General features: G+C 65.2%; 16 protein-coding genes. 2 read left to right on the top strand and 14 right to left on the bottom strand.

The features are described from left to right. Positions 1–14 precede the first annotated feature (14 nt). Positions 15–782: an OmpA family protein gene (locus S7S_RS18885; protein ID WP_008736654.1), complete on the bottom strand. Its 768-nt coding sequence runs from the start codon at positions 780–782 to the stop codon at positions 15–17. 19 nt (positions 783–801) lie between these two features. After that, the gene (locus S7S_RS20125; protein WP_052269255.1) at positions 802–6,846 is read right to left on the bottom strand and encodes an autotransporter-associated beta strand repeat-containing protein; all 6,045 of its coding nucleotides are present in this window, start codon (positions 6,844–6,846) and stop codon (positions 802–804) included. Positions 6,847–7,012: 166 nt separating this feature from the next. Here S7S_RS20125 and S7S_RS12420 point away from each other — a divergent pair, with 166 nt between their 5' ends. After that, positions 7,013–7,654, top strand: a complete 642-nt coding sequence (locus tag S7S_RS12420) for a DNA-3-methyladenine glycosylase family protein (RefSeq protein WP_008738817.1) — start codon at positions 7,013–7,015, stop codon at positions 7,652–7,654. A gap of 3 nt (positions 7,655–7,657) precedes the next feature. Here S7S_RS12420 and mazG read toward each other — a convergent pair whose 3' ends face one another. From mazG to cysM, 4 genes are read right to left on the bottom strand one after another with little or no spacing between them, the layout of a single operon-like run. Next, positions 7,658–8,452 (bottom strand): nucleoside triphosphate pyrophosphohydrolase, encoded by a 795-nt coding sequence (mazG, locus tag S7S_RS12425; protein ID WP_008738814.1) that lies wholly within the window; start codon positions 8,450–8,452, stop codon positions 7,658–7,660. Positions 8,453–8,474: 22 nt separating this feature from the next. Next, positions 8,475–10,718 carry a GTP diphosphokinase gene (relA, locus tag S7S_RS12430; protein ID WP_008738812.1) on the bottom strand — a complete coding sequence of 748 codons (2,244 nt, stop codon included), beginning with the start codon at positions 10,716–10,718 and terminating at the stop codon, positions 8,475–8,477. Positions 10,719–10,751: 33 nt separating this feature from the next. Then, positions 10,752–12,086, bottom strand: coding sequence for a 23S rRNA (uracil(1939)-C(5))-methyltransferase RlmD (gene rlmD, locus S7S_RS12435; RefSeq protein WP_008738809.1), 1,335 nt, complete (start codon positions 12,084–12,086; stop codon positions 10,752–10,754). A 7-nt stretch (positions 12,087–12,093) separates the two neighbouring features. Then, entirely contained in the window at positions 12,094–12,999 is a 906-nt protein-coding gene (gene cysM / locus S7S_RS12440; protein WP_008738800.1) for a cysteine synthase CysM, read from the bottom strand. Between the two features lie 124 nt (positions 13,000–13,123). Here cysM and S7S_RS12445 point away from each other — a divergent pair, with 124 nt between their 5' ends. Continuing rightward, positions 13,124–15,868 (top strand): response regulator, encoded by a 2,745-nt coding sequence (locus tag S7S_RS12445; protein WP_008738799.1) that lies wholly within the window; start codon positions 13,124–13,126, stop codon positions 15,866–15,868. On the opposite strand, the gene acpS is transcribed toward S7S_RS12445, so the two are convergent. The 8 genes from acpS to S7S_RS12485 form a co-directional block, all read right to left on the bottom strand. Continuing rightward, positions 15,829–16,212, bottom strand: a complete 384-nt coding sequence (gene acpS, locus S7S_RS12450) for a holo-ACP synthase (RefSeq protein ID WP_008738798.1) — start codon at positions 16,210–16,212, stop codon at positions 15,829–15,831. The two genes, S7S_RS12445 and acpS, sit on opposite strands and share 40 nt — an antisense overlap. After that, positions 16,209–16,946, bottom strand: coding sequence for a pyridoxine 5'-phosphate synthase (gene pdxJ, locus S7S_RS12455; RefSeq protein WP_008738797.1), 738 nt, complete (start codon positions 16,944–16,946; stop codon positions 16,209–16,211). The genes acpS and pdxJ overlap by 4 nt, the downstream gene beginning before the upstream one ends. Before the next feature lie 181 nt (positions 16,947–17,127). Beyond that, positions 17,128–17,634, bottom strand: a complete 507-nt coding sequence (locus S7S_RS12460; protein ID WP_008738796.1) for a GNAT family N-acetyltransferase — start codon at positions 17,632–17,634, stop codon at positions 17,128–17,130. Positions 17,635–17,675: 41 nt separating this feature from the next. Then, a complete protein-coding gene (locus S7S_RS12465; RefSeq protein WP_008738795.1) occupies positions 17,676–17,954 on the bottom strand; it encodes a type II toxin-antitoxin system TacA family antitoxin in 279 nt (92 codons plus the stop codon). 105 nt (positions 17,955–18,059) lie between these two features. After that, positions 18,060–18,728: a DNA repair protein RecO gene (gene recO, locus S7S_RS12470; protein WP_008738794.1), complete on the bottom strand. Its 669-nt coding sequence runs from the start codon at positions 18,726–18,728 to the stop codon at positions 18,060–18,062. A gap of 8 nt (positions 18,729–18,736) precedes the next feature. After that, positions 18,737–19,630: a GTPase Era gene (gene era, locus S7S_RS12475; protein ID WP_008738793.1), complete on the bottom strand. Its 894-nt coding sequence runs from the start codon at positions 19,628–19,630 to the stop codon at positions 18,737–18,739. Continuing rightward, positions 19,627–20,313 carry a ribonuclease III gene (rnc, locus tag S7S_RS12480; RefSeq protein WP_008738792.1) on the bottom strand — a complete coding sequence of 229 codons (687 nt, stop codon included), beginning with the start codon at positions 20,311–20,313 and terminating at the stop codon, positions 19,627–19,629. The genes era and rnc overlap by 4 nt, the downstream gene beginning before the upstream one ends. 46 nt (positions 20,314–20,359) lie before the next feature. Then, positions 20,360–20,737, bottom strand: coding sequence for a DUF4845 domain-containing protein (locus S7S_RS12485; RefSeq protein WP_144401657.1), 378 nt, complete (start codon positions 20,735–20,737; stop codon positions 20,360–20,362). Positions 20,738–20,786: the final 49 nt, after the last annotated feature.

A 20,786-nucleotide genomic window follows, 5' to 3' on the forward strand; every position in this document is an offset into this window, starting at 1 on the left:
CGCCCCGCCATCGCTCACCGGGAACGCACCGGGCGGGGCCGCAGCGCCCTGGTCTGGGTGCCGGAGACCTCGACTTCCACGCGGCGATCCGGGCTCAGGCACAGGATCTGTTCGCAGTGGACCAGATCATCCGGGCACTCCTGCGGGGCGGTGACGGGCTGGTTTTCACCCCGGCCCTCAGCGGTCATGGCCGCAGCCGGGATGCCAAGCTCGATCAGCTTGTCACGCACGCTATTGGCGCGCTGCTCCGACAGCCGCTGGTTGGCACCCGCGTCACCGATGCGATCCGTGTGGCCGATGATGCGCACCTGCAGGTCTTCGCCACCGCGCAGACGGATACGGTCGGCCAGTGTCGCCACCGCCTGTTCGCCCGCGTAGCTCAGGCGGTAATGGCCAAAGTGGAACGTGGCGTCCGCACTGAGCAGGAACGGCTGTGTGGCAGGCGGCGCCGGCGCCGCAGGTGGCGCAACGGGCTCGACCTCTGCCACCGCAACCAGGGTGCTGTTGCGGGCGGCATCTTCCTCGACGGCCGGTGCTTCTTCCTCTTGCGCCAGTTCACGCTGGCGCCGCACCACGTCCGGATCACACTCGGGGATCGCCAGCGACGGCCGCCAGGCGGCGGTACGCCAGCACTGGCCTGCGTCGTTGTACAGCAACGCCCCGCCGGGGGTGGTCAGGTAACCGGGGATGCGGCTGTCTACCGGGCGGACGGTGCAACCGGCCAGCAGCGCCAGCCCCAGCGCGGACATCAGCATGGCGCGGGGATATGTCAGTTTCTGCATGGTGGCTCTCTTTTTTTCGTTACCAGCGCACGTTGAAGCTCAACAGCGCGTTGTGTTCTTCCAGGGTGTCGCCGAAGCGGCCCTGATAGCCGGCCCACAGCGACACACCTTTGGCCAGGTACACTTCACCGCCGGCGGTCAGCCCCATTTCCAGCGCGCCCGCATCACTGGCGCTGACACTGAACGGCACGCCGGTGCCGAGGAAGCTGGTGCGCTGCGTCAGGCGCGTGTCGCCGAACGGTTTGATCAGCGACAGGCCGCCCTGCAATTGCGCCCAGCGTTCGTCGCCCAGCAGCCAGGGCCGGGACACTTCCAGGCCCAGGCCGATTTCGCCGTTGTCGTAATCGCCGTCGGCCACTTGCAGGCCGGCATCGCCACCACTCTGTTCGCTGAAGCCATCACGCTGCATGCGCTGCAGGGTCAGTGCGGCAAACGGCCGCAGGCCGTAGTTGCCGGCATGCAGCCCCAGGCCGGCTTCGATGGCCAGCCGGGTGCCGGTGACGGTGCTCTCGGCGATGGCCGCGTCACCACCCGGTGGCGTGGTACGGCGCTGATCCAGTTCGGTTTCGCCGTGGTTGAGCGCGGCTTTCAGATGCAGTGCGCCGCCGCTGTCCCAGCGGCTGTATAACCCTGCCTGCCAACCCGACAGCTCGCCGCTGGCGCGCCGGTCGCCGAAGCTCAGGTCGCCGTCGGTAATGCCGAGGGCGGCGCCGACGATCAGGTCGTCACGCCAGTAGCCGTCCAGGCCGGCGGTGAGCATCTGGCCATCCACGGTCAGGTCCGGGTTACCGATACCCTGGTCGCCTTTTTCCCGAATCTGCAGTTGCTGGGCCTGCACCCAGACGCCTTCCAGTGGACGCACGGGGCCGTTTGCGGCAGGCAGTGGTTCGGCAATCACGGGTGCGTTGCCCGCCAGCATTTGCAGGTTCTGTTGCAACTGCTGCTCGACGCGACCGCGTGACGCGACACCGAGGCGACTGGTGCGCTGTTGCAGGTGATCGCTGAACTGGCGACCAACACGAGCGCCGGTGGTCAGGCCCGCCAGCAAGGTGTCGCCGCTGAGGCCGTCGTAGGCATCGCGGGCGCCGCTCGCGTTCAGGCCGGAGACATAAGCAGTCACCGGATGCGCCGGGTCCATCTGGTCGAGGGCGCCCGCGACCGCCTGCTGGTTGCGGGTCAGGGAAATCTGCGTAAAGGAGGTGCTGTTGCGGCCCAGAACCAGCTCGACGAAATCGTCGCCGTAGCGCAGGGTCGGCGTCAGGAACACCAGATCGGTACTGAGATTATCGAAGGTGTTTTCCACGTCGTCGGCGTCCAGCAGTCGATAAACGCTGCCATCCACATAGTCACCACCGCCCCCGGCCAGTATCTGGACATCGCCGGCCAGCGTCGCCGTGCCGCCCACCGACAGATAATCCGCCGTGCCGTCGGCGCGCACATCCACTTGCCAGACACTGCCGGGATCAAAGCCCAGGTCGCCGTCCACCCGCAGGCTGCCTACCGATGCACCGGCGGCCAGTGTGCCGCCGCTGGCGATCACCAGATCGCCGCCGAGGCGGCCATTGCCCAGCAGGGTGCCGCCCTGCACCCGCATGTCACCGCCAAGTACGCCATCCAGATAGAGCCGGCCGTCATGCACGGTTGTGTCGCCGTTGAACAGCAGGCTGTCACCGGTCAGGAACAGGCTGCCGCTACCGCGCTGGTGCAGCGCTCCATCACCGCGCACCACGCCGGCAAAATTGAACGGATCACTGCGTTCAAAACCCAGCGCCGCACCGGTGTCGATCTGCACGTCGCCGAGCAGGGTGCCCTGGGTGCCGCCCACGCCGACCCGCAGCTCACCGCCACTGACACGGGTCTGCGCGGCGGCCAGCACGCCGGTCAGTGCCAATACCCCCTGGCCGGCTTTGGTGAAATCACCGCTGCCGCTGATGATCTGGCCGTACTGCACATCAAAACCGTTGGTATCGAGCGTGCCGCCGGCCGACGTGAGGCGCACGCCGCGCAAATCATTGAACGCCTGTGACCAGGCAAAGGCACCGCCGTCGAGGATCAGTTCCCCGCCGCCAAGACGGCTGTCGGCATCGGCCGCCAGCCGTCCATCGCGCACGCGGACGTCGCCGGTAAAGGTGTTGTTACCACTGAGCTGCGTGGTGCCGGCGCCCACTTGCCAGAGCCCGCCTGCCCCACTGATGTCGCCGGTCAGTGCCAGCATGTCGCTGCGATTGAGCAGCAGCCGGGTGCCATTGAACAGCTGCACGTCGCCGGCCAGGCTGCCATCCGTTCCCCCGTCACCGATTTGCAGGCCACCGCCGGCCACCTGCGTGCCGCCGCTGTGCGTGGCGGCACCGGTGAGGATCAGCGTGCCGGCGCTGGTGGTGATCAATTGCCCGTCGCCGCTGAGATCGCCGCTGAACAGCACATCGTCACTGCGATCGAAAACCAGCCGCGCGCCACTGTCGATCACCGCGTCGCCGAGAATACTGCCGCTGGTACCGCCCATGCCGATGCGCAGCGTACCGGCTTCCACCCGGGTGCCGCCGGTATAGGCCTGCGCGGAGGTCAGCACCAGTTCCCCTGTGCCACGCATCACCAGCGCGCCGTCACCGCTGACCCGGTGCTGGTATGCGGAAAGGTCCGCGCGGCCAAACGCCAAGGTGGCCCCGGCGGCGACATCCACATCACCGGCCAGCGTGCCGCGCAGCCCATCGCCCACCTGCAAGGTGCCCGCCGATACCTGCGTGCCACCGTCATGGGCCGCCACGCCGCTGATCAGCAACGTGCCCTGGCCACTTTTTTCCAGCATGCCGGGACCGGCGGTATCACCCAACAGCGCAAACGTATTGCCGGCGTCCACCACCAATTCGCCGTGACCGGCGGCAATATCCAGGCTGGCGGCAAGATCGCTACCGAACAACAGGCCACCGCCATCCAGGCTGACGGGCGACAGACCGAGCAGCCCGGCGCTGTCGAAGCCAACATAGCCCTGCTGCACGTGCAGACCACCCTGGAACAGGTTGATATGGCCCCCGGTCAACTGCAGTGTGCCGGTGCCGGTCTTGCGCACTGCGCCGGCACCGCTGATCACGCCATCCAGCGCCAGGGTGCCGGCACGGTTGATGTCCAGCCAGGCGTCCTGGGCGATAGTGACGTGGCCTGCCAGCGAACCGTCCAGCCCGCCCTGCCCCACCTGCAACACGCCGGCGCGGATATCCGTGCCGCCCTGGTACTGGCTGGTGCCGGCCAGCACCAGCGTGCCGAGGCCGTCCTTTACCAGACGGTCGTCGGGCTGGCTGCCGATGATGCCGCCCTGGGATACCACTTCGAAACCGTTGGTATGGATGGTGCCGCCGCCGGATTGCAGGATCACCGTTTGCAGGTCGGCGGTGTTGCCCAGCAACAGCAGGCCGCCGAGTTCCGACAGCACCAGGTTGCCATCGCCGATGCTGGCGCCCGTGCGCAATCCGAGCAGCGAGTTCGCGCCTTTGACGATGGTGTCGCCCTGAAAGGTGTTGGCGTTGCTGAAAATGGTGGTACCACCAGTGAGCGTCAGATCACCGGCGCCGGAAATCACCCCACTCACCTCCAGCGTGCCGCCGCGCTGGGCCAGTGTGCCGCCACCCGCCATGACATAGTCCCGCTGGGTGGTGGCATCCGTGTCGAACAGCAGGGTGCCGCCGGCAAAGGTCACGCCGCCGGTCCCCAGGTTCTCATCAGCGGACACGGTTAACTGACCGCTGACCAGACGTGTGCCGCCGCTGTAGGTGTTGGTTCCGCTCAAGCGCATGACACTCTCGGCCACACCGGCCATCACCAGCCCGCCGGTGCCGGTCAGCGTGCCGTCAAACAGGATGTCAGGGTTGTCCGGATCAAATTCCGCCATCAGTGTCAGGAGATGGCCGTCATCCAGATGGACGGTGCCGCTGCCCTGAATATCACGCACCTGACGATCCTGGCCGTCGAGGTTGTACACGGCATCACTGCCCAGAATCAGCGAGCCTGAGCCAACGCCACCCGACAGCGTCGTGGCGTTGCTGATCACCGTATTCCCCGAATGGCCCACCACGCCGGTGACGGTGAACTGGCCGCCGCCGGTATAGGTCACATCGCCGGTGCCGAACAGGCCGTTCTCCAGACGCACGGCGTGCCCGCCGGCATCCAGCACGCCGCCTTTATCCGTTACCGTCACGGTGCGCAGGTCATCGAAGGCCGCACTGAAGCGCAGGCCGCCCCCGTCGAGTAACAGCGACGAATTGCCCAGCCGCGCATCACGATCGATCACAAGATGGCCATCGCCCACCACCCAGTTGCCCTGGAAGGCCGTGTCCACCGCCAGCACCAGATCACCAGCGCCTTCCTTGCGCACGCCGCCGTCGCCATACAGATTGCTGTTCAGCGTGGCGGTCTGGCCGCTGTCCACACCCAGCACACCGCCGCGCGCATTGACCAGCACGTCGCGTGTCAGGGTAAAGCCGTCGCCCATGGCCAGCCCGCCGTTGTCCAGCACCACCATGCCGAGGCTGCCGCCAAGATTGCGATCTTCAGCCACCATCAGCGTCGTGTCGGACACATAGGTATCGCCGCTGTAGCGGTTGTCACCCGACAGCACCACGCGGCCATTGATGTCCGCGCCGCTGATGATCAGGTTCCAGCGGTCATAATCGTTCGCGCCCGCGAGGCCGGCGCCGACGGCATCCGAAATATCGTCTGCAATGATCAGGCTGCCATCGGCCGGCCCGCGCACGGAGAGGTTGCCGGAGCCTTGCAGAAACAGTCCGCTCCCGGCGGCGCTGCCGTTATGCGCGCCGCTGCCGGCCACCACACTGCCACCGTTGACCGAGGTGCTGCCGCCCACCGTCAGCACGCCCCCTTCAGCAACAAAGATCGCGCCGCCCAGGCCGGCGCCACCGCCACCTTGCGTGGCACTCCCGGCGCCGGCGCCTGTCCCCGCATGGCCACCTGTACCACCGGCACCGCCGCCACCACCGTAACCGCCATCGCCGCCCTGGACACCGGCACCACCGCCACCGCCAAAACCACCTGCACCACCGATACCCGCGCCGCTTCCGCCGCCACCCCCACCGAAGCCGCCCGCGCCGCCTGCGTCCGCCGCAGACCCGCCGCCACCGCCGGCAAAACCGCCAGCGCCCCCTGCACCGGTCGTCCCGCCGCCGCCACCACCCAGGGTACCGCCCGCACCACCGTTGCCGGCCGTACCCTCCGCACCGGCAAAACCGCCGCCACCGCCGCCACTGCCAGCGCCGCCGGCACCACCACCGCCCCCTTGCGTGCCACCCGGGCCGCCCGCCGCACCGTCGCCGGCATCACCGGAGCGCCAGGGTTGTTCCCAGCTGCCGTCTGCGCCGGGCGACACACCCGACCCGCCGTCTGCAAGGCCACCACCGCCACCCGCCTGGTCGGCCAGGCCGTCTCCGCCATCGGCCAGCGCGCCGCCACCGCCACCAGCGGTGCCAGTGCCATTCCCGCCCTGGCCAGCGAGTCCGCCACCGCCGCCATGCACCTGGCCACCGTCGCCCCCCAGGCCGCCACCGCCACCCGCATCGCCACCGGCAGTGATGCCACCACCGCCGCCTTCAGCACGGTTGTTGTCCAGGCCGACATTGTTGAGCACCACATCGGCGCGCGTGTTGATAAACAGCGCGCCGCCAGCACCAAGACCGCCACCGCCACCATCGGCACCGTCGCCGCCGGACGCCAGGCCATTGGTCAGACGCAGATTATTGATGTTCACGAGAATGCGCGGTCCACCGGCACTGTCATCCGCGCCGATGAACAGCAAACGATGGCTTGCGGCGCCATTGAGCGCGTGGTTGCCACCCTGGAAAGTAACGGAATTGAGTACCGGTGGCAGTGCGGTTGTCAGCGTGACATCCGCCTTGAATTCGATGAAGTGCGGGCCAGTCTGGCTGTTGGCGTCGATGATGGCCTGGCGCAGCGTGGCTTCATCGGTGACCTGGAAGGTGGCCGCGTCCACGGCAGGGATGGCAGTGCAGAGAGAACCGGCGAGCAAGACACGCCCGTACAGACCGGAACCAAACGGCATGAGCAACTCCAACGCTTATTGTTATTATTCTGGTGCTCGTCCGAGAGCCCATCCCCAACACGGTAAATACCGTTACAGGGAAAATTAGCAGAATCCGAAAATAGCGTCATTATAAAATGTGACATTCATCACGAGCGTGCACGCGCGCTGAAGCCGGAAAACACTGATGCCTGCGACCCGACTACCGACCGACCCCGCGTTACGCCATCTTTGCCGTGCCGACCCCGACTGGCTGCCGGTGATTCGTCGTGTCGGCCCCTGTGGTCTGACGCCGGACAATGGCCGCTCGCCGTATGAAGCCCTGGCACGCGCCGTGATTTATCAGCAGCTGCATGGCCGTGCCGCAGCGGCCATCACCGCTCGCCTGCTGGCCCTGTACGGGAAACGCGAACGTTTTCCGCAGCCGGCAGCGCTGCTCGCCACACCGGTGGACACGCTGCGTGCCTGCGGCCTGTCGGCAAATAAAGTCGCCACCTTGCAGGGCATTGCCGAAGGCAAACTCGGGGGTGTCATCCCCACCCGCTCGCAGGCTGCCAGGCTGGACGACGAGGCCCTGATCGAACGGCTGACCACACTGCGTGGCGTGGGCCGCTGGACGGTGGAAATGCTGCTGATGCACACGCTCAACCGGCCCGATGTGATGCCGGCCGGTGACTTTGGTGTGCGCGAAGGCTGGCGCCTGCTGAAGGGCCTGCCGGCGCAGCCCGCGCCCAAGGCCTTGCTGGCCATCTCGGAAGCCTGGCGGCCGTATCGTTCTACGGCGGCGTGGTATTTGTGGCGTGTGGTGGATCTGTCACGCGAGGGGTGAGGATTATTTCAGACGGGCCTTGGCAGCCACCCAGAGCGCTTCCAGCGCTGCCACGTTCATGTCATCCAGCGACTGGCCCTGCTCTGCGGCCATTTGCTCCATCATGCGGAAGCGGCGTTCGAATTTATGGCTGGCGCCACGCAGGCTCATGTCAGCATCGTTTTTCAAATGCCGTGACAGGTTGACCACGGAAAACAGCACGTCACCGAGTTCATCCGTGATCTCCTCCGCCACGCCGCTTTGCATCGCGGCCTCCAGCTCATCCAGCTCTGCACGCACCTGCGCCAGCACCGGCTGCACATCACGCCAGTCGAAACCGACCCGTGCGGCTTTCTTCTGCAACTTGGCGGCGCGCTGCAACGCCGGCAAACCCTCCGGCACCCCATCCAGCGCACTCTTGCGTGCCTTGCCGGCTTGCGCGTGTTCGGCCGCCTTGGTGGCTTCCCAGGTGTCCTTGATCTGGGCGATGGACGCGCCCTGCTGATCACCGAACACATGCGGATGGCGGCGGATCATTTTGTCGATCAGCCCGCGCGTCACGTCGCTGAAATCGAACAGGCCCTGTTCTTCCGCCAAGCGGGCGTGGAAGATCACCTGCAACAGCAGGTCGCCCAGTTCATCGCGCAACCCGTGCATGTCGCCGGCGGCAATCGCCTCGGCCACTTCGAAGGCTTCCTCGACGGTGTACGGTGCAATGGTGGAAAAATTCTGCTGCAGATCCCACGGGCAACCGTGCTCGGGATCACGCAGGCGCGCCATGACCGCGAGCATGTCTTCGATGATGTGCTGTTGCGCCATGACAGACTCCCTGGAACAGCCGTTATTTTTTGTAGCGGCGCACTTCAAGCACACCCGGCAACTGGTCCATGCGCGCCAGCACTTTGCCCAGGTTGCCGAGCGTCGAGATTTCGATGGTCAGCAGCATGGTGGCGGTATTGTCGTCCTGATGCGATTCGGTGTGCGCGGCAGTGACGTTGACACGTTCATTCGCCAGCACCGACAACAGGTCACGCAGCAACCCCTGGCGATCCCAGGCCCGCACGAAAATATCCACCGGGTAACTGATGCGATCGGCATGGCCCCAGCTCACTTCGATCACGCGGCGCGGATCATCCGCCTGCATCGACAGCAGGTTCGGGCAGTCGGCGCGGTGCACGGTCACGCCCCGACCCTGGGTGATGTAGCCCATGATCGAATCGCCCGGAATCGGCTGGCAGCAGGCCGCGATATGCGTCATCAGGTTGCCGACACCTTCGATGGTGATGTCGCTGCTGTCGGTGGGCCGTTTGGTGACTTTGCGCGGCACGAATTCCAGTTCCTGCTGCGGTGCGTCCACTTCCAGCAGGCCCTGCACCTGATTGACCACATGCGCCGGACGCAGGTCGCCGGCACCGAGCGCCGCCAGTACGTCCTCGCCGGTCTTCAGGTTGAACTGCGGTGCAAGTTTGTCCAGGTCCACCTGGCCCAGCGCCAGCCGGGACATTTCCTTTTCCAGAATGGCGCGGCCCTGGGCAATGTGCGTGTCACGATCCTGGCGCTTGAACCACTGCTGGATACGCGCCCGCGCCGAGGAAGTCCGCACATAACCGAGCGAGCCGGTCAGCCAGTCACGGCTGGGGCCGCCTTCGCGGGTGGTGAGGATTTCGACCTGCTCGCCGGTTTTCAGGCGGTAGTGCAGCGGCACGATATGGCCGTTGACCTTGGCGCCCCGGCAGCGGTGCCCCACTTCGGTGTGGATGTGGTAGGCAAAATCCACAGGCGTGGCGCCGGCTTCCAGGGCCACCACATGGCCATCCGGGGTGAACACATAGACCCGCTCACTGGAATCCTGTGCGCGGAAATCGTCCACCATGTTGGTGACGCTGGCCTCGCCCAGTTCGTCGTGCCATTCCAGCACCTGCCGCAGCCAGGCGATCTTGTGTTCGTCCTGCCCCTTGCGGCGGCGCGCGCCTTCCTTGTAGTGCCAGTGGGCGCACACGCCCAGTTCGGCATCGTCGTGCATCTCGTAGGTGCGGATCTGCACTTCGAGCATCTTGCGGTCCGGGCCGACCACGGCGGTATGCAGGCTCTGGTAGCCGTTTTCCTTTGGCGTGGCAATGTAGTCGTCGAATTCTTTCGGCACGTGCTGCCACAGCGAGTGCACCACGCCCAGCGCGGCATAGCAGTCACGTACTTCCGGCACCAGAATGCGCACGGCGCGCACGTCGTACACCTCGTAGAAATCAAGGTGCTTTTTCTGCATTTTGCGCCAGATGCTGTAGATGTGTTTCGCGCGGCCGTCCACCTGCACATCATGAATGCCGGAACGGCTCAGGTGCCCTTTCAGTTCATCAATGACCTTGACGATATAGGCTTCGCGGTCGAGGCGTTTTTCATCCAGCAGCTTTGCGACTTTCTTGTAGGCGCCAGGTTGCAGATACCGGAACGACAGGTCTTCCAGCTCCCACTTGAGCTGGCCCACGCCAAGACGATGCGCCAGCGGCGCATAGATATCGAAAATCTCGCGCGAGACTTTCAGGCGGCGTTCTTCATCACCGTCCTTCAGCGCGCGAATGATCACCGTCCGTTCGGCCAGCTTGAGCAAGGCGACGCGCACGTCATCGACCATCGCTACCAGCATCTTGCGCACGTTGTCGAGCTGGCCTTCCTGCTGCCCGAGCACCGGCTTGCGGGTCGGGTTGAGCACGGCGCTGATGGCCGCCATGCGCAGCACACCCTCGACCATGCGGGCGATGGTTTCGCCGAATTCGCGTTCGACTTCCAGCAGGGAAAGATGGCCTTCGCGTACGGCGCGGTACAGCACCGCCGCCGGCAGCGCTTCGCCGTCGGCGTGCAGGTCGGCCAGAATCTCGGCCATTTCCAGGCCAATGCGGTAGCAGCCAATGCCGTAGGGCCAGCGGCGGCCGGCCAGATCACCGGCCTTCTCGCAGGCCTCCGCCCGGGCGCAGGCGCGCTCCAGCACGGAGGTATCCTGCAGGTGGCAACGCTCTGCCACACTGTCAAGCCAGGCGGGCAGATCGCTGTATTGACCATCCAGAGGTACCTGTCGGCGGACAGTGACCATGAAATACTCCCAGAGCCTGTCTGACGCGTGATGCTAGGTGCGTTCAAACAGGGCTATCGATTCCACATGCGTAGTGTGCGGGAACATGTCCATCACGCCAGCCGCCCGCAGCCGGTAGCCCAGGCGCCTGAGCTCGCCGGCATCCCGCGCCAGGGTGGCCGGGTTGCAGGACACATACACCAGTTTACCGGCCCCGAATTGGGGCATCAGGCGCACCATTTCAAGGGCCCCGGCGCGCGGCGGGTCGATCAGGATGCGGTCGAACCGCTCTGCAGCCCAGGCCTGACCGGCCACGTCCTGGCTCAGGTCCCAGGCGTAAAAAGCCAGGTTTTCCATACCGTTACGGCGTGCATTCTCGTAACCGCGCTGCACCATCGCCTCGCTGAGCTCCACGCCCACCACCTGCCGCGCCCGGCGCGCCAGTGGCAAGGTAAAATTGCCCAGGCCACAAAACAGGTCCAGCACCCGGTGGTCCGGGGAGATATCCAGCAAATCCAGTGCCAGCGGCACCATCTTGCGGTTGATCACCGCATTCACCTGGGTGAAGTCCGTAGGGTGAAAGGCCAGCGAGACGTTATCCACTGGCAATTGGTAGTACAGGCGTTCCTCACCGTCGGTGGGCCACACCCGGTGTACTGTGCTCTCGTTGCCCGGCTGCAGGTAGCAGTGCCAGCCACGCTGCTGGCAGAACGTCACGATGGCGGCCTGGTCGGCCGGTGTCAGCGGGTCCATATGACGGAACACCAGCGCGATCACGTCATCGCCGGCCGCCACCTCGATCTGCGGCAGGCGATAACGGCCATCCAGCCCGCCGACCAGTTCCCGCAACGCCATCAGCGAATGGCCGATTTCCGGCACCAGCACTTCGCAGCGCTCAATGTCCGCCAGGAATTTATTGCGTTTTTCCCGGAACCCGACCAGGGCGGTATTGCGCGGGTCGACATAGCGCGCGCCCAGGCGCGCCTTGCCCCGGTAGCCCGTCACCGGCCCGGTCAGCGGCGGCAGCCACTGGTCCGGCACCAGGCCACCGAAGTGATCCAGCTGCTCGGCCAGCACCGCCTGCTTCATCTGTATCTGCGCCTCGGAGCTCATATGCTGCAGGCTGCAGCCGCCGCACAGCATGGCGTGCTGGCAGGGTGGCTCGGCGCGCTCCGGGGCGGCCTGCTGGATGCTCACCGCCAGCCCTTCGTCAAACTTGCCGTGCAGGCCGGTGTAGCGGAACTGCACGCGCTCGCCGGGCAGCGCATTGTCGATAAAAGTGGTCTTGCCCTCGATACGGGCGATGCCCCGGCCATCGTGGCTCAGGCGTGCAATGTCCGCCGCGAACTCGCCTTTCGGCAGCGGCTTGTGTCGTCTTCTGCGTCCCATCAGTGCATCAACCCGCCTTGCCGGGCGCGCTGAACACGCCGGTGGAGAGATAACGGTCCCCCCGGTCGCAGACGATGGCCACGATCACGGCATGCTCGACGCGCTGCGACAGTTGCAGTGCTGCCGCCACGGCGCCACCGGAGGACACGCCACAGCTGATGCCCTCTTCGCGGGCCAGACGGCGCATGGTCTCTTCGGCCGTCTGCTGGTCCATGTCGACCACCTCGTCGACCCGGCTGGCATCGAAGATGCTGGGCAGGTATTCCTTTGGCCAGCGGCGGATGCCAGGGATGGAGGCGCCATCGGTGGGTTGCAGGCCAATGATGCGCACGTCCGGGTTCTGCTCCTTGAGGTACTTCGAGACGCCCATGATGGTGCCGGTAGTACCCATGGACGACACGAAGTGCGTGATGCGGCCGTGCGTGTCGCGCCAGATTTCCGGCCCGGTGCTCTCATAGTGCGCCAGCGGGTTGTCCGGATTGGCGAACTGGTCCAGCACCTTGCCTTCACCACGCGCCTGCATGGCCTGCGCCAGATCGCGGGCACCTTCCATGCCCTCCTCCTTGCTCACCGAGATCAGCTCGGCGCCGTAGGCGGCCATGGCATCACGGCGCTCCTGGCTCTGGTTGGCAGGCATGATCAGCCTCATGCGATAACCACGCATGGCGGCGGCCATGGCCAGGGCAATGCCGGTGTTGCCACTGGTCGCCTCGATCAGGGTGTCGCCGGGACGAATATCACCGCGTGCCTCGGCCTTCATGATCATGTTCAACGCCGGGCGATCCTTGACCGAGCCGGCCGGGTTGTTGCCCTCGAGCTTCACCAGAATCACGTTGGAGGTCTCGCCGGGCAGGCGTTTCAGGCGCACCAGCGGCGTATTGCCGACCGTGCTTTCGATACCAGGAAAGTCCATAACCGCATCCGTCTGAATCATGGGCGCCATTGTACCCGAAGGGGCCGACGGCACCAGCGGGCGGCTGGCCGCTGGCCGCCCGGGGCAGGCATAATCCGGTGACCGGTGATGCCTCGGAAGGCCCATGAGCAATATCAATCTGCGCACCCGCATTCTGCTGCTGACCGCCATCCCGGCGATCATCGCCACGCTGACGCTGGGTGGCTACGTGTTCGGCAGCCGGGTAGATGACATCCGCGACAATACCCAGAACCTGCACCGGCTGATCGTCGACAGCTATGCGGCGCGCATCCAGGCCATGCAGGCACCGACCCTGGATGACTACCAGAAACTGATGCGCGGCATGCTGGAGGAACAGGATGTCCGCGCCGCCACGCTGCGCGAGGGCGATGCCGCCATTCACGCCGGCCCGCGCATGCGGCCACTGGATGCCGATGCCCTGGAGTTCACCACGCTGGCCCCCGGCACCGACGTGATTCCCACGGAAGGAAACTGGCGCTGGCGTCAGCAGCTCGCGCCGGGGCGCGTCCTCGAAGTCGAGTTCGCCAGCAGCCGCCAGCGCATCGAGATGCTGCAGACCATGCTCACGCTGGTGCTGGCCACCGTCGGCATCATCGGCCTGGCACTGATCCCGGCGCTGCGCTTCAGCCAGCGCATGACCGCGCCGGTGCAGCGCTTTACCGAAACCCTGGAGCAGATCCGCGACGGCGAGCTCGGTGTCCGTGTGCACACCGGCGCCGGCGGCGAACTGGGGCGGCTGGAACATACCATCAACAGCATGGCCGCCTCGCTGGAAGAGGCGCAGACGGAACTGCAGCAGAACGTCGACCAGGCCACCGAAGACCTGCGCGAGACACTGGAAACCATCGAAATCCAGAACATCGAACTGGACATGGCGCGCAAGCAGGCGCTCAAGGCCAGCCAGATCAAGTCGGAATTCCTGGCCAACATGAGCCACGAGATTCGCACGCCGCTGAACGGCATCATCGGCTTCACCCGCCTGTTGCTGCGTTCGGACCTCAGTCCGCGCCAGCGCGACTACCTCAGCACCATCCGCAAATCCTCCGAAGCACTGCTGGCGATCATCAACGACATTCTGGATTTTTCGAAGATCGAAGCCGGCAAACTGAGCCTGGATCGCGTGCCGCTGCATCTGCATGACCTGATCGAGGAAGTGCAGACCATGCTCGCCCCGCTGGCGCAGGAAAAAAGCCTGGAGCAGGCGGCCATCATCTATTCCGATGTGCCGCTGCAACTGCTCGGCGATCCGCTGCGCATCCGTCAGGTACTCACCAACCTGGTCAACAACGCCATCAAGTTCACCGAGCGCGGCTCGGTCGTGGTGCGCGCCATGCTGGAAGAACAGCGCGACCATATGGCGACGATCAAGGTCGCCGTGACGGACACCGGCAACGGCATCACCGAAGACATGCAGCGGGAACTGTTCAGCGCGTTCACCCAGGTTGACCAGAGTGCTGCACGGCGCATCGGTGGCACCGGCCTGGGGCTGGCGATCAGCAAGCGGCTGGTGGAGGAAATGGGCGGCGAGATCGGGGTCGACAGCACCGCCGGTCGCGGCGCCACGTTCTGGTTCACGCTGCGCGTGGAAATCGACGAGCATACGCCGGTGACCGACAGTTTCCGCGCCTTCCGTGGCGCCAGCGCGGTGCTGGTGGAACAGAATGAACACGCCCGGCTGGGCCTGTACCACATGTTGCGCGCCTGGGGCATGGAAGTGACCAACCTGCAGGCGCTGGACGCCCTGCACAGTGCGCTGGCTGCCGACGAGCTGCCAGCGGCAGATTTCATTGTTATCGGCATGTCGCCCGGCCATGACCAGGGCGCGGCACTGAACGACAGCCTGCAGCAGTTGTGTCTGGGACGCGGCAAACCGGTCGTTGTGCTGTGCAACCAGGCCGACCGCCTCAGCCGTGACATTCCGGCCATGCCGTCGCTGTGCCGTATCCTCGGCAAGCCCGCCACGCGCCTGCGGCTGTACGATGCGCTGCTGGAACTCAGTGGCCAGGAAGACGTGTCACCACGACCGCGTGACGACAGCCCGCGGGAGGCGGACCTGCATGTGATGGTGGTGGATGATCACACCGGCAACCTGCGGCTGGCGACGGTCTTTCTGGAAGAAATGGGCGTGCGTGTCACCGCTTGCAAGAGCGGCGCCGACGCCATCGAGGCGTTTGCCGCCGAACCGCTGGACCTGGTGTTCATGGATATCCAGATGCCGGACATGGATGGCCTGCAGGCAACACGCCAGTTGCGCGCACTGGAAGCTGACGCACGCCACACCCCGATCATCGCCCTCACCGCGCATGCACTGGCCAGTGAACGGCAACAGTTGCTGCAGGCCGGCATGGACGATTACCTGTCAAAGCCGGTCAGCGAAGGCCACCTGCGCCATATGCTGCAAAAATGGGTGCCGCGTTATCAGGCCGGCGACCTCCGTGGTGCCCCCCCGTCCCCGCCAGCGGACAGCCCGGCGCCCGGCGTCAGCCTCGATGCCTGTCCCGTATTCGACGCGGAACTGGCACTGCGCCGCGCCGGCGGCCGCGAGGCACTGGCGGCCGAGATGCATACCATGCTGCGCGCCAGCCTGGCCCAGGATGGCCCCCAGATTCGCGCGCTGGCCGCACAGCAACACCGCGACGCCCTGCTGGAAACCGTACACAAACTGCATGGCGCCACCCGCTATTGCGGCGCACCACGGCTCGAACAGGCCGCACGGCAACTGGAGGAAAAACTCAAGACGCACGCCAGCGCTGCGGATATCCATACCGCCGTACAGACGCTGCTGGAGGAAATCGACCGTCTGCTGACTCAGGCGCCGGATTCGATCACGGCGAACGCCAGCACGTAATCGCGCTCATCACTGATCGACACGTGCGTGCGGCAGTTCCCGATCTGCCCCAGCCGCGCCGCACCGGCGCCGGACCAGAACACCTGCGGCCGGCCAAGCGCGTCCGGCAGCACCGCCATGTCCGTCCAGCGCAGCCCCTGGCGCAATCCTGTGCCCAGTGCTTTCAGCAAGGCTTCCTTGGCAGCGAACCGCTTCGCCAGCCAGCGCACCGGCGTGGCATGCGCGCGCTGGATGCGCAGTTCATCCGGGTGCAGCAGCCGCTCCGCCAGCGCCTCGCCCCGGCGCGCCCACGCCGCATCGATGCGGGCGACCGAAACAATGTCCGTACCGATGCCGACGATCATGCGCCGTACCGCGCGGCCTGATCGATCAGCGCACGCATGCTGCGCACCGCTTCGTCCAGGCCGGTAAGCACCGCGCGCGCAATGATCGCATGGCCGATGTTGAGTTCATTGATACCGGGCAGCGCCGCGATCGGCGCCGTATTGTGGTAGTGCAGGCCGTGCCCGGCATTGACGATCAGGCCACTCTCCAGCGCCAGATCCAGCCCCTCACGAATGCGGCGCAACTCAGACTGGGCGTCCTCCGCATGCACCGCTTCCGCGTACTGGCCCGTGTGGATTTCAATGGCCGGCGCGGCACAGGCCACCGCTGCCTCAATCTGCGCAGGTTCCGCGTCGATGAACAACGACACCTGGATACCCGCCTCGCGCAACTGCGCGCAAACGTCTTTCATGCGTGACAGGTTGCCGGCCACATCCAGGCCACCTTCCGTGGTCAGCTCTTCGCGACGCTCCGGCACCAGACAGCAGTGCGGCGGCTTCAGGCGCGTGGCAATCGCCACCATCTCGTCGGTGGCGGCCATTTCCAGATTGATGCGCGTCTGCGCTGTCTGCAGCAACAATGCCACGTCACGATCATTGATATGCCGGCGATCCTCGCGCAGGTGCACGGTGATGCCGTCCGCCCCGGCCTGTTCTGCAATCAGCGCTGCCTGCACCGGCTCGGGATAACGGGTGCCTCGCGCCTGACGCAGGGTGGCCACATGATCAATATTGACGCCGAGAAGAACGGGCATGGACAAGCTACCTTATGGTGGTTTCCGTCAGGCTCAGCAGTATAGCGGTCGCAGGGCGGGGAGAGCGAACGCGAAACCCACCACGTCCAGGCCATTGCTCATGCCCGCAAAACTGTCGAAACCGGCCTTTCCCCGTCGGCAGTATGCCGTCGGCTCACTTGATGCCTGGCAGCCGCCAAAGCTATTCGGCCAACGCCCGCTTTACCGTCTTGAGGGACAGCAGCAGCCGGCCACCGCTGAATTCCTGAAACCCGAATCTCTCGTAGAATGCCACCACTTCCTCCCCCAGGGGATCCACGACTACGAGCTGTATACCCAGCTCTTCATGCAGCCGCAGGCTTTTGCGCAAGGCGCTGACCACCAGTTGCACCCCCAGAGCCTGTCCCTGGCAGGACTGGCAGACCGCGAGACGCCCAATCAGCACCGCCGGCACACTCGGGTAGGGGGATTGCGACAATGATTCTGGCAGCAGATCAGCCTCAACGCTGTGTGCCGAGAGCGTGTAGTAGCCTGCCAGTTGCGTGGGGCGCTCAGCGCGCACGGCAACAGTACAGCGAGCCAGGTTACGGCGGATGTCACTGGATACCTGTCGCTGGATATAGTGATTCAGCACCGGCACGCCGCAATCGAACGCACTGCGATCGTGTTGCGCGCGGCTGAATGATTCAATGACAAAGGAAGCCGTCACTTATCGGTTCTCCCGTCCCTGGCCCGATAAGGCTGAAAAGATCAATCAAACCGCTTCATGGCGGCAACCAGATAATCCGTCGGGGCAGGCGGATGTTCGATCATGTCCAGCACCCGGACGAATTCCTCATTACTCACCCTGGTGACCTGCGGCTGGCTGAGTAGCCTGTCCGCGCGATCGAGAGCGGTCTGCAACAGGAAATCCGTCAGGCGGGCACCGCTGATTTCCGCTGCCCTGACCAGCATGGCCTTCGTCCGGGCATCCACCCGCAAATTCAGGCGTTCGTCTTTCCGGGTTACCCCTTCGGTCTGCGCACTCATGTGTCACATCCTGAACCCAACGGGTTCGTCACCGTGTCCGATGCTCCTTCTGGAGCACCTGCTTGGCCAAAATTGTACACACATCGTACTCACAATAAAACATTGCTACCGAAACAGCTCCCGGCTCACCAGCGGCCGGCTGCCCAGATGCGGCGCCAGCGCGGCGCGCAGCAGGTCGCGGGCCACGCGGCGGGTGTCGTCCTGCCAGTCACCGGCGGCCATGGCGAGCAAGGCGTTGCCGGGCCAGCCGCTGGCAGCGGGCACCAGGCCCAGTTCGGGATCAAAACGATAAGCCTGCTGCGGGCGCAGGGGCATGCCGGTGGCATCCTCGGTGAGCGAAAAGCTGTAGCCGAGTTCATCCAGCAGGGCGAGTTCGAAGTGCCGCAGCAGGACATCCTGCGCCGGCACGTCCGTGGCCAGGGCCTGGAGGGTCGCCTCGTAGGGCGCCATCAGGCCGGGATGGGGGTCGTTGCGATGCAGCAGCCGCACCAGCAATTCGTTCAGGTACATGCCGCAGTACAGCGCACGGCCAGCCAGCGGCAAGGTACTGCCGGCACTTTCCACCTGCTGGATAGTCAGCAGTTCACCGCGCCCGGTGAAACTCACCAGCAACGGGCGAAAAGGCTGCAAAAGATGGTTGCGGCGGCCGCCGCGCGCCACCACGCCAAGCCGGCCCCGGCCGGCACTGAACATGTCCAGCACCAGGCTGCTGTTGCGATAGGGCCGGGCATGCAGCACCCAGGCGGTTTCCAGCGGCGAGCCCCTGTCCGCCATGGCGCGGCTCAGTCGTAGCCCAGCGAACGCAGGGCGCGTTCGTCATCGGACCAGCCGGAACGGATTTTCACCCACAGGGTGAGCATGACCTTGCGCTCGATCAGCGCTTCGATATCGTGCCGTGCCTCGGTACCGATTTTCTTGATGCGGTCGCCGCCGGCGCCGATCAGGATCTTTTTCTGGCCGCGACGTTCCACCAGAATGGCCGCCGCGATATTCGTCACCGTGGGGCTGTCTTCCCACAGCTCCACTTCCACGGTGATCTGGTGTGGCAGTTCCTGGCCGAGCTGGCGGAACACTTTTTCGCGGATCATTTCCGCTGCCATGAAACGCAGGCTGCGGTCGGTGATCTGGTCTTCGTCGTACCAGAACTCGGCCTCCGGCAAATATTTCACCAGTGTCGTTTCCAGCGCCTTGAGGTTATGCCCGCCGAGCGCCGACACCGGCACCACGTCGGCAAACGACATCTGCTCGCCGAGAAACGCCAGGTGCGGCAGCAACCGCTCCTTGTCCTCCAGCGCATCGACCTTGTTCACCACCAGCACCACCGGCACATTCACACGGCGCAGCAGGGACAGTACATGTTCATCCGCCTCGGTCCATTTCAGCGCATCGACCATGAAGCAGACCACGTCCACATCCGCCAGCGCCGACACGGCGGCCTGGTTCATGCTGCGGTTGAGCGCGCGGTCTTCGCCACGATGAATGCCGGGCGTATCAGCGAAAATGATCTGGTGGTCGTCGCGGGTCAGAATGCCGTGGATACGGTGCCGGGTGGTCTGCGGCTTGCGCGAGGTAATGCTGATCTTCTGGCCGATCAGATGGTTCATCAGTGTCGATTTGCCCACGTTCGGGCGGCCGACGATGGCGACCACGCCGCAGCGGGTGGCGGGTGTACTCATGCCTGTTCCTCAAGCCAGGTCAGCGCGGCGGCGGCCGCGTCCTGTTCGGCGCGGCGGCGGCTGCTGCCCGTGGCGGTAAATGCCTGGTCGTGGCTGGTCAGCGCACATTGCAGGTCGAATTGCTGGTCCGGTGCCTGGCCACGGATGTCCAGCACAGTGTACTCCGGCAGCGGCAGCTGGCGCGCCTGTAGCCACTCCTGCAACCGGGTCTTGGCGTCCTTATCGGCGTTCTGTGGCGTTACCTCGGCCAGCCGTGACGCGAACCATGCCAGCACGATACGCCGGCAGACCTCCTCGCCGGCTTCCAGCAGCAGGGCACCGACCACGGCCTCCAGGGCATCCGCAAGAATCGAATCACGACGGTGGCCGCCACTTTTCATCTCGCCGCCCCCCAGCAGCAGGCAGGCTCCGAGATCGAGCTCGCGGGCCACCTCGGCCAGCATGGCGCCGCGCACCAGGATCGAGCGCATGCGCGTCAGCTGGCCCTCACGGGCCTCGGGAAAATGGTCGAACAGCCAGCGCGTGATAATCTGCCCGAGCTGGGCATCGCCGAGGAATTCCAGCCGTTCATTGTTGTGACGGCGGTCGGCACTGCGGTGGGTGAGCGCCTGTTGCAACAGGCGCTCGTCCTGAAACTGGTAGCCCAGGCGTTTGCACAGCCTGGCGAGGTCCACGGCAGTCATGTCGTCTTCCGGTCGGGCCGGGCGCGGTCATGACCCGGGTTGGATATCAGCGGATGTGCTTCTCGAAATCCTGCTTGAAACTCAGGATCAGGTCCACATTGCCAAACAGCGGTTCGCGCACTTCGTAATCAAAACCGATATACAGCAGGCCACTGTCCTTGCTGATCATCAGTTCACGGGCGCTGATGGCGTTGACGTTGTTGACGTTGAAGCGCTTGTCCAGCGTGGCGCGAATTTCGTTTTCCGATTGCAGGCCGACCTTGCTGTCAGCGAGCAGGCCATTGATGGCGGTCTTGATGGTGCTGTATTCCATGTATGCCGGAATGACCCGCAGTGCCGCCGTACCCAGCACCACGGCCAGCACGATGATGACCATCCAGCCGGCCACCGACACACCACGCATCCGGGACGGAAAAGTTGTCATGAGACCGCCTCCAATCGTTGCCTGATCGCCGGTCTGCGCCGGCGTGCTT

Source organism: Isoalcanivorax pacificus W11-5 (assembly GCF_000299335.2).
GTDB lineage: Bacteria > Pseudomonadota > Gammaproteobacteria > Pseudomonadales > Alcanivoracaceae > Isoalcanivorax > Isoalcanivorax pacificus.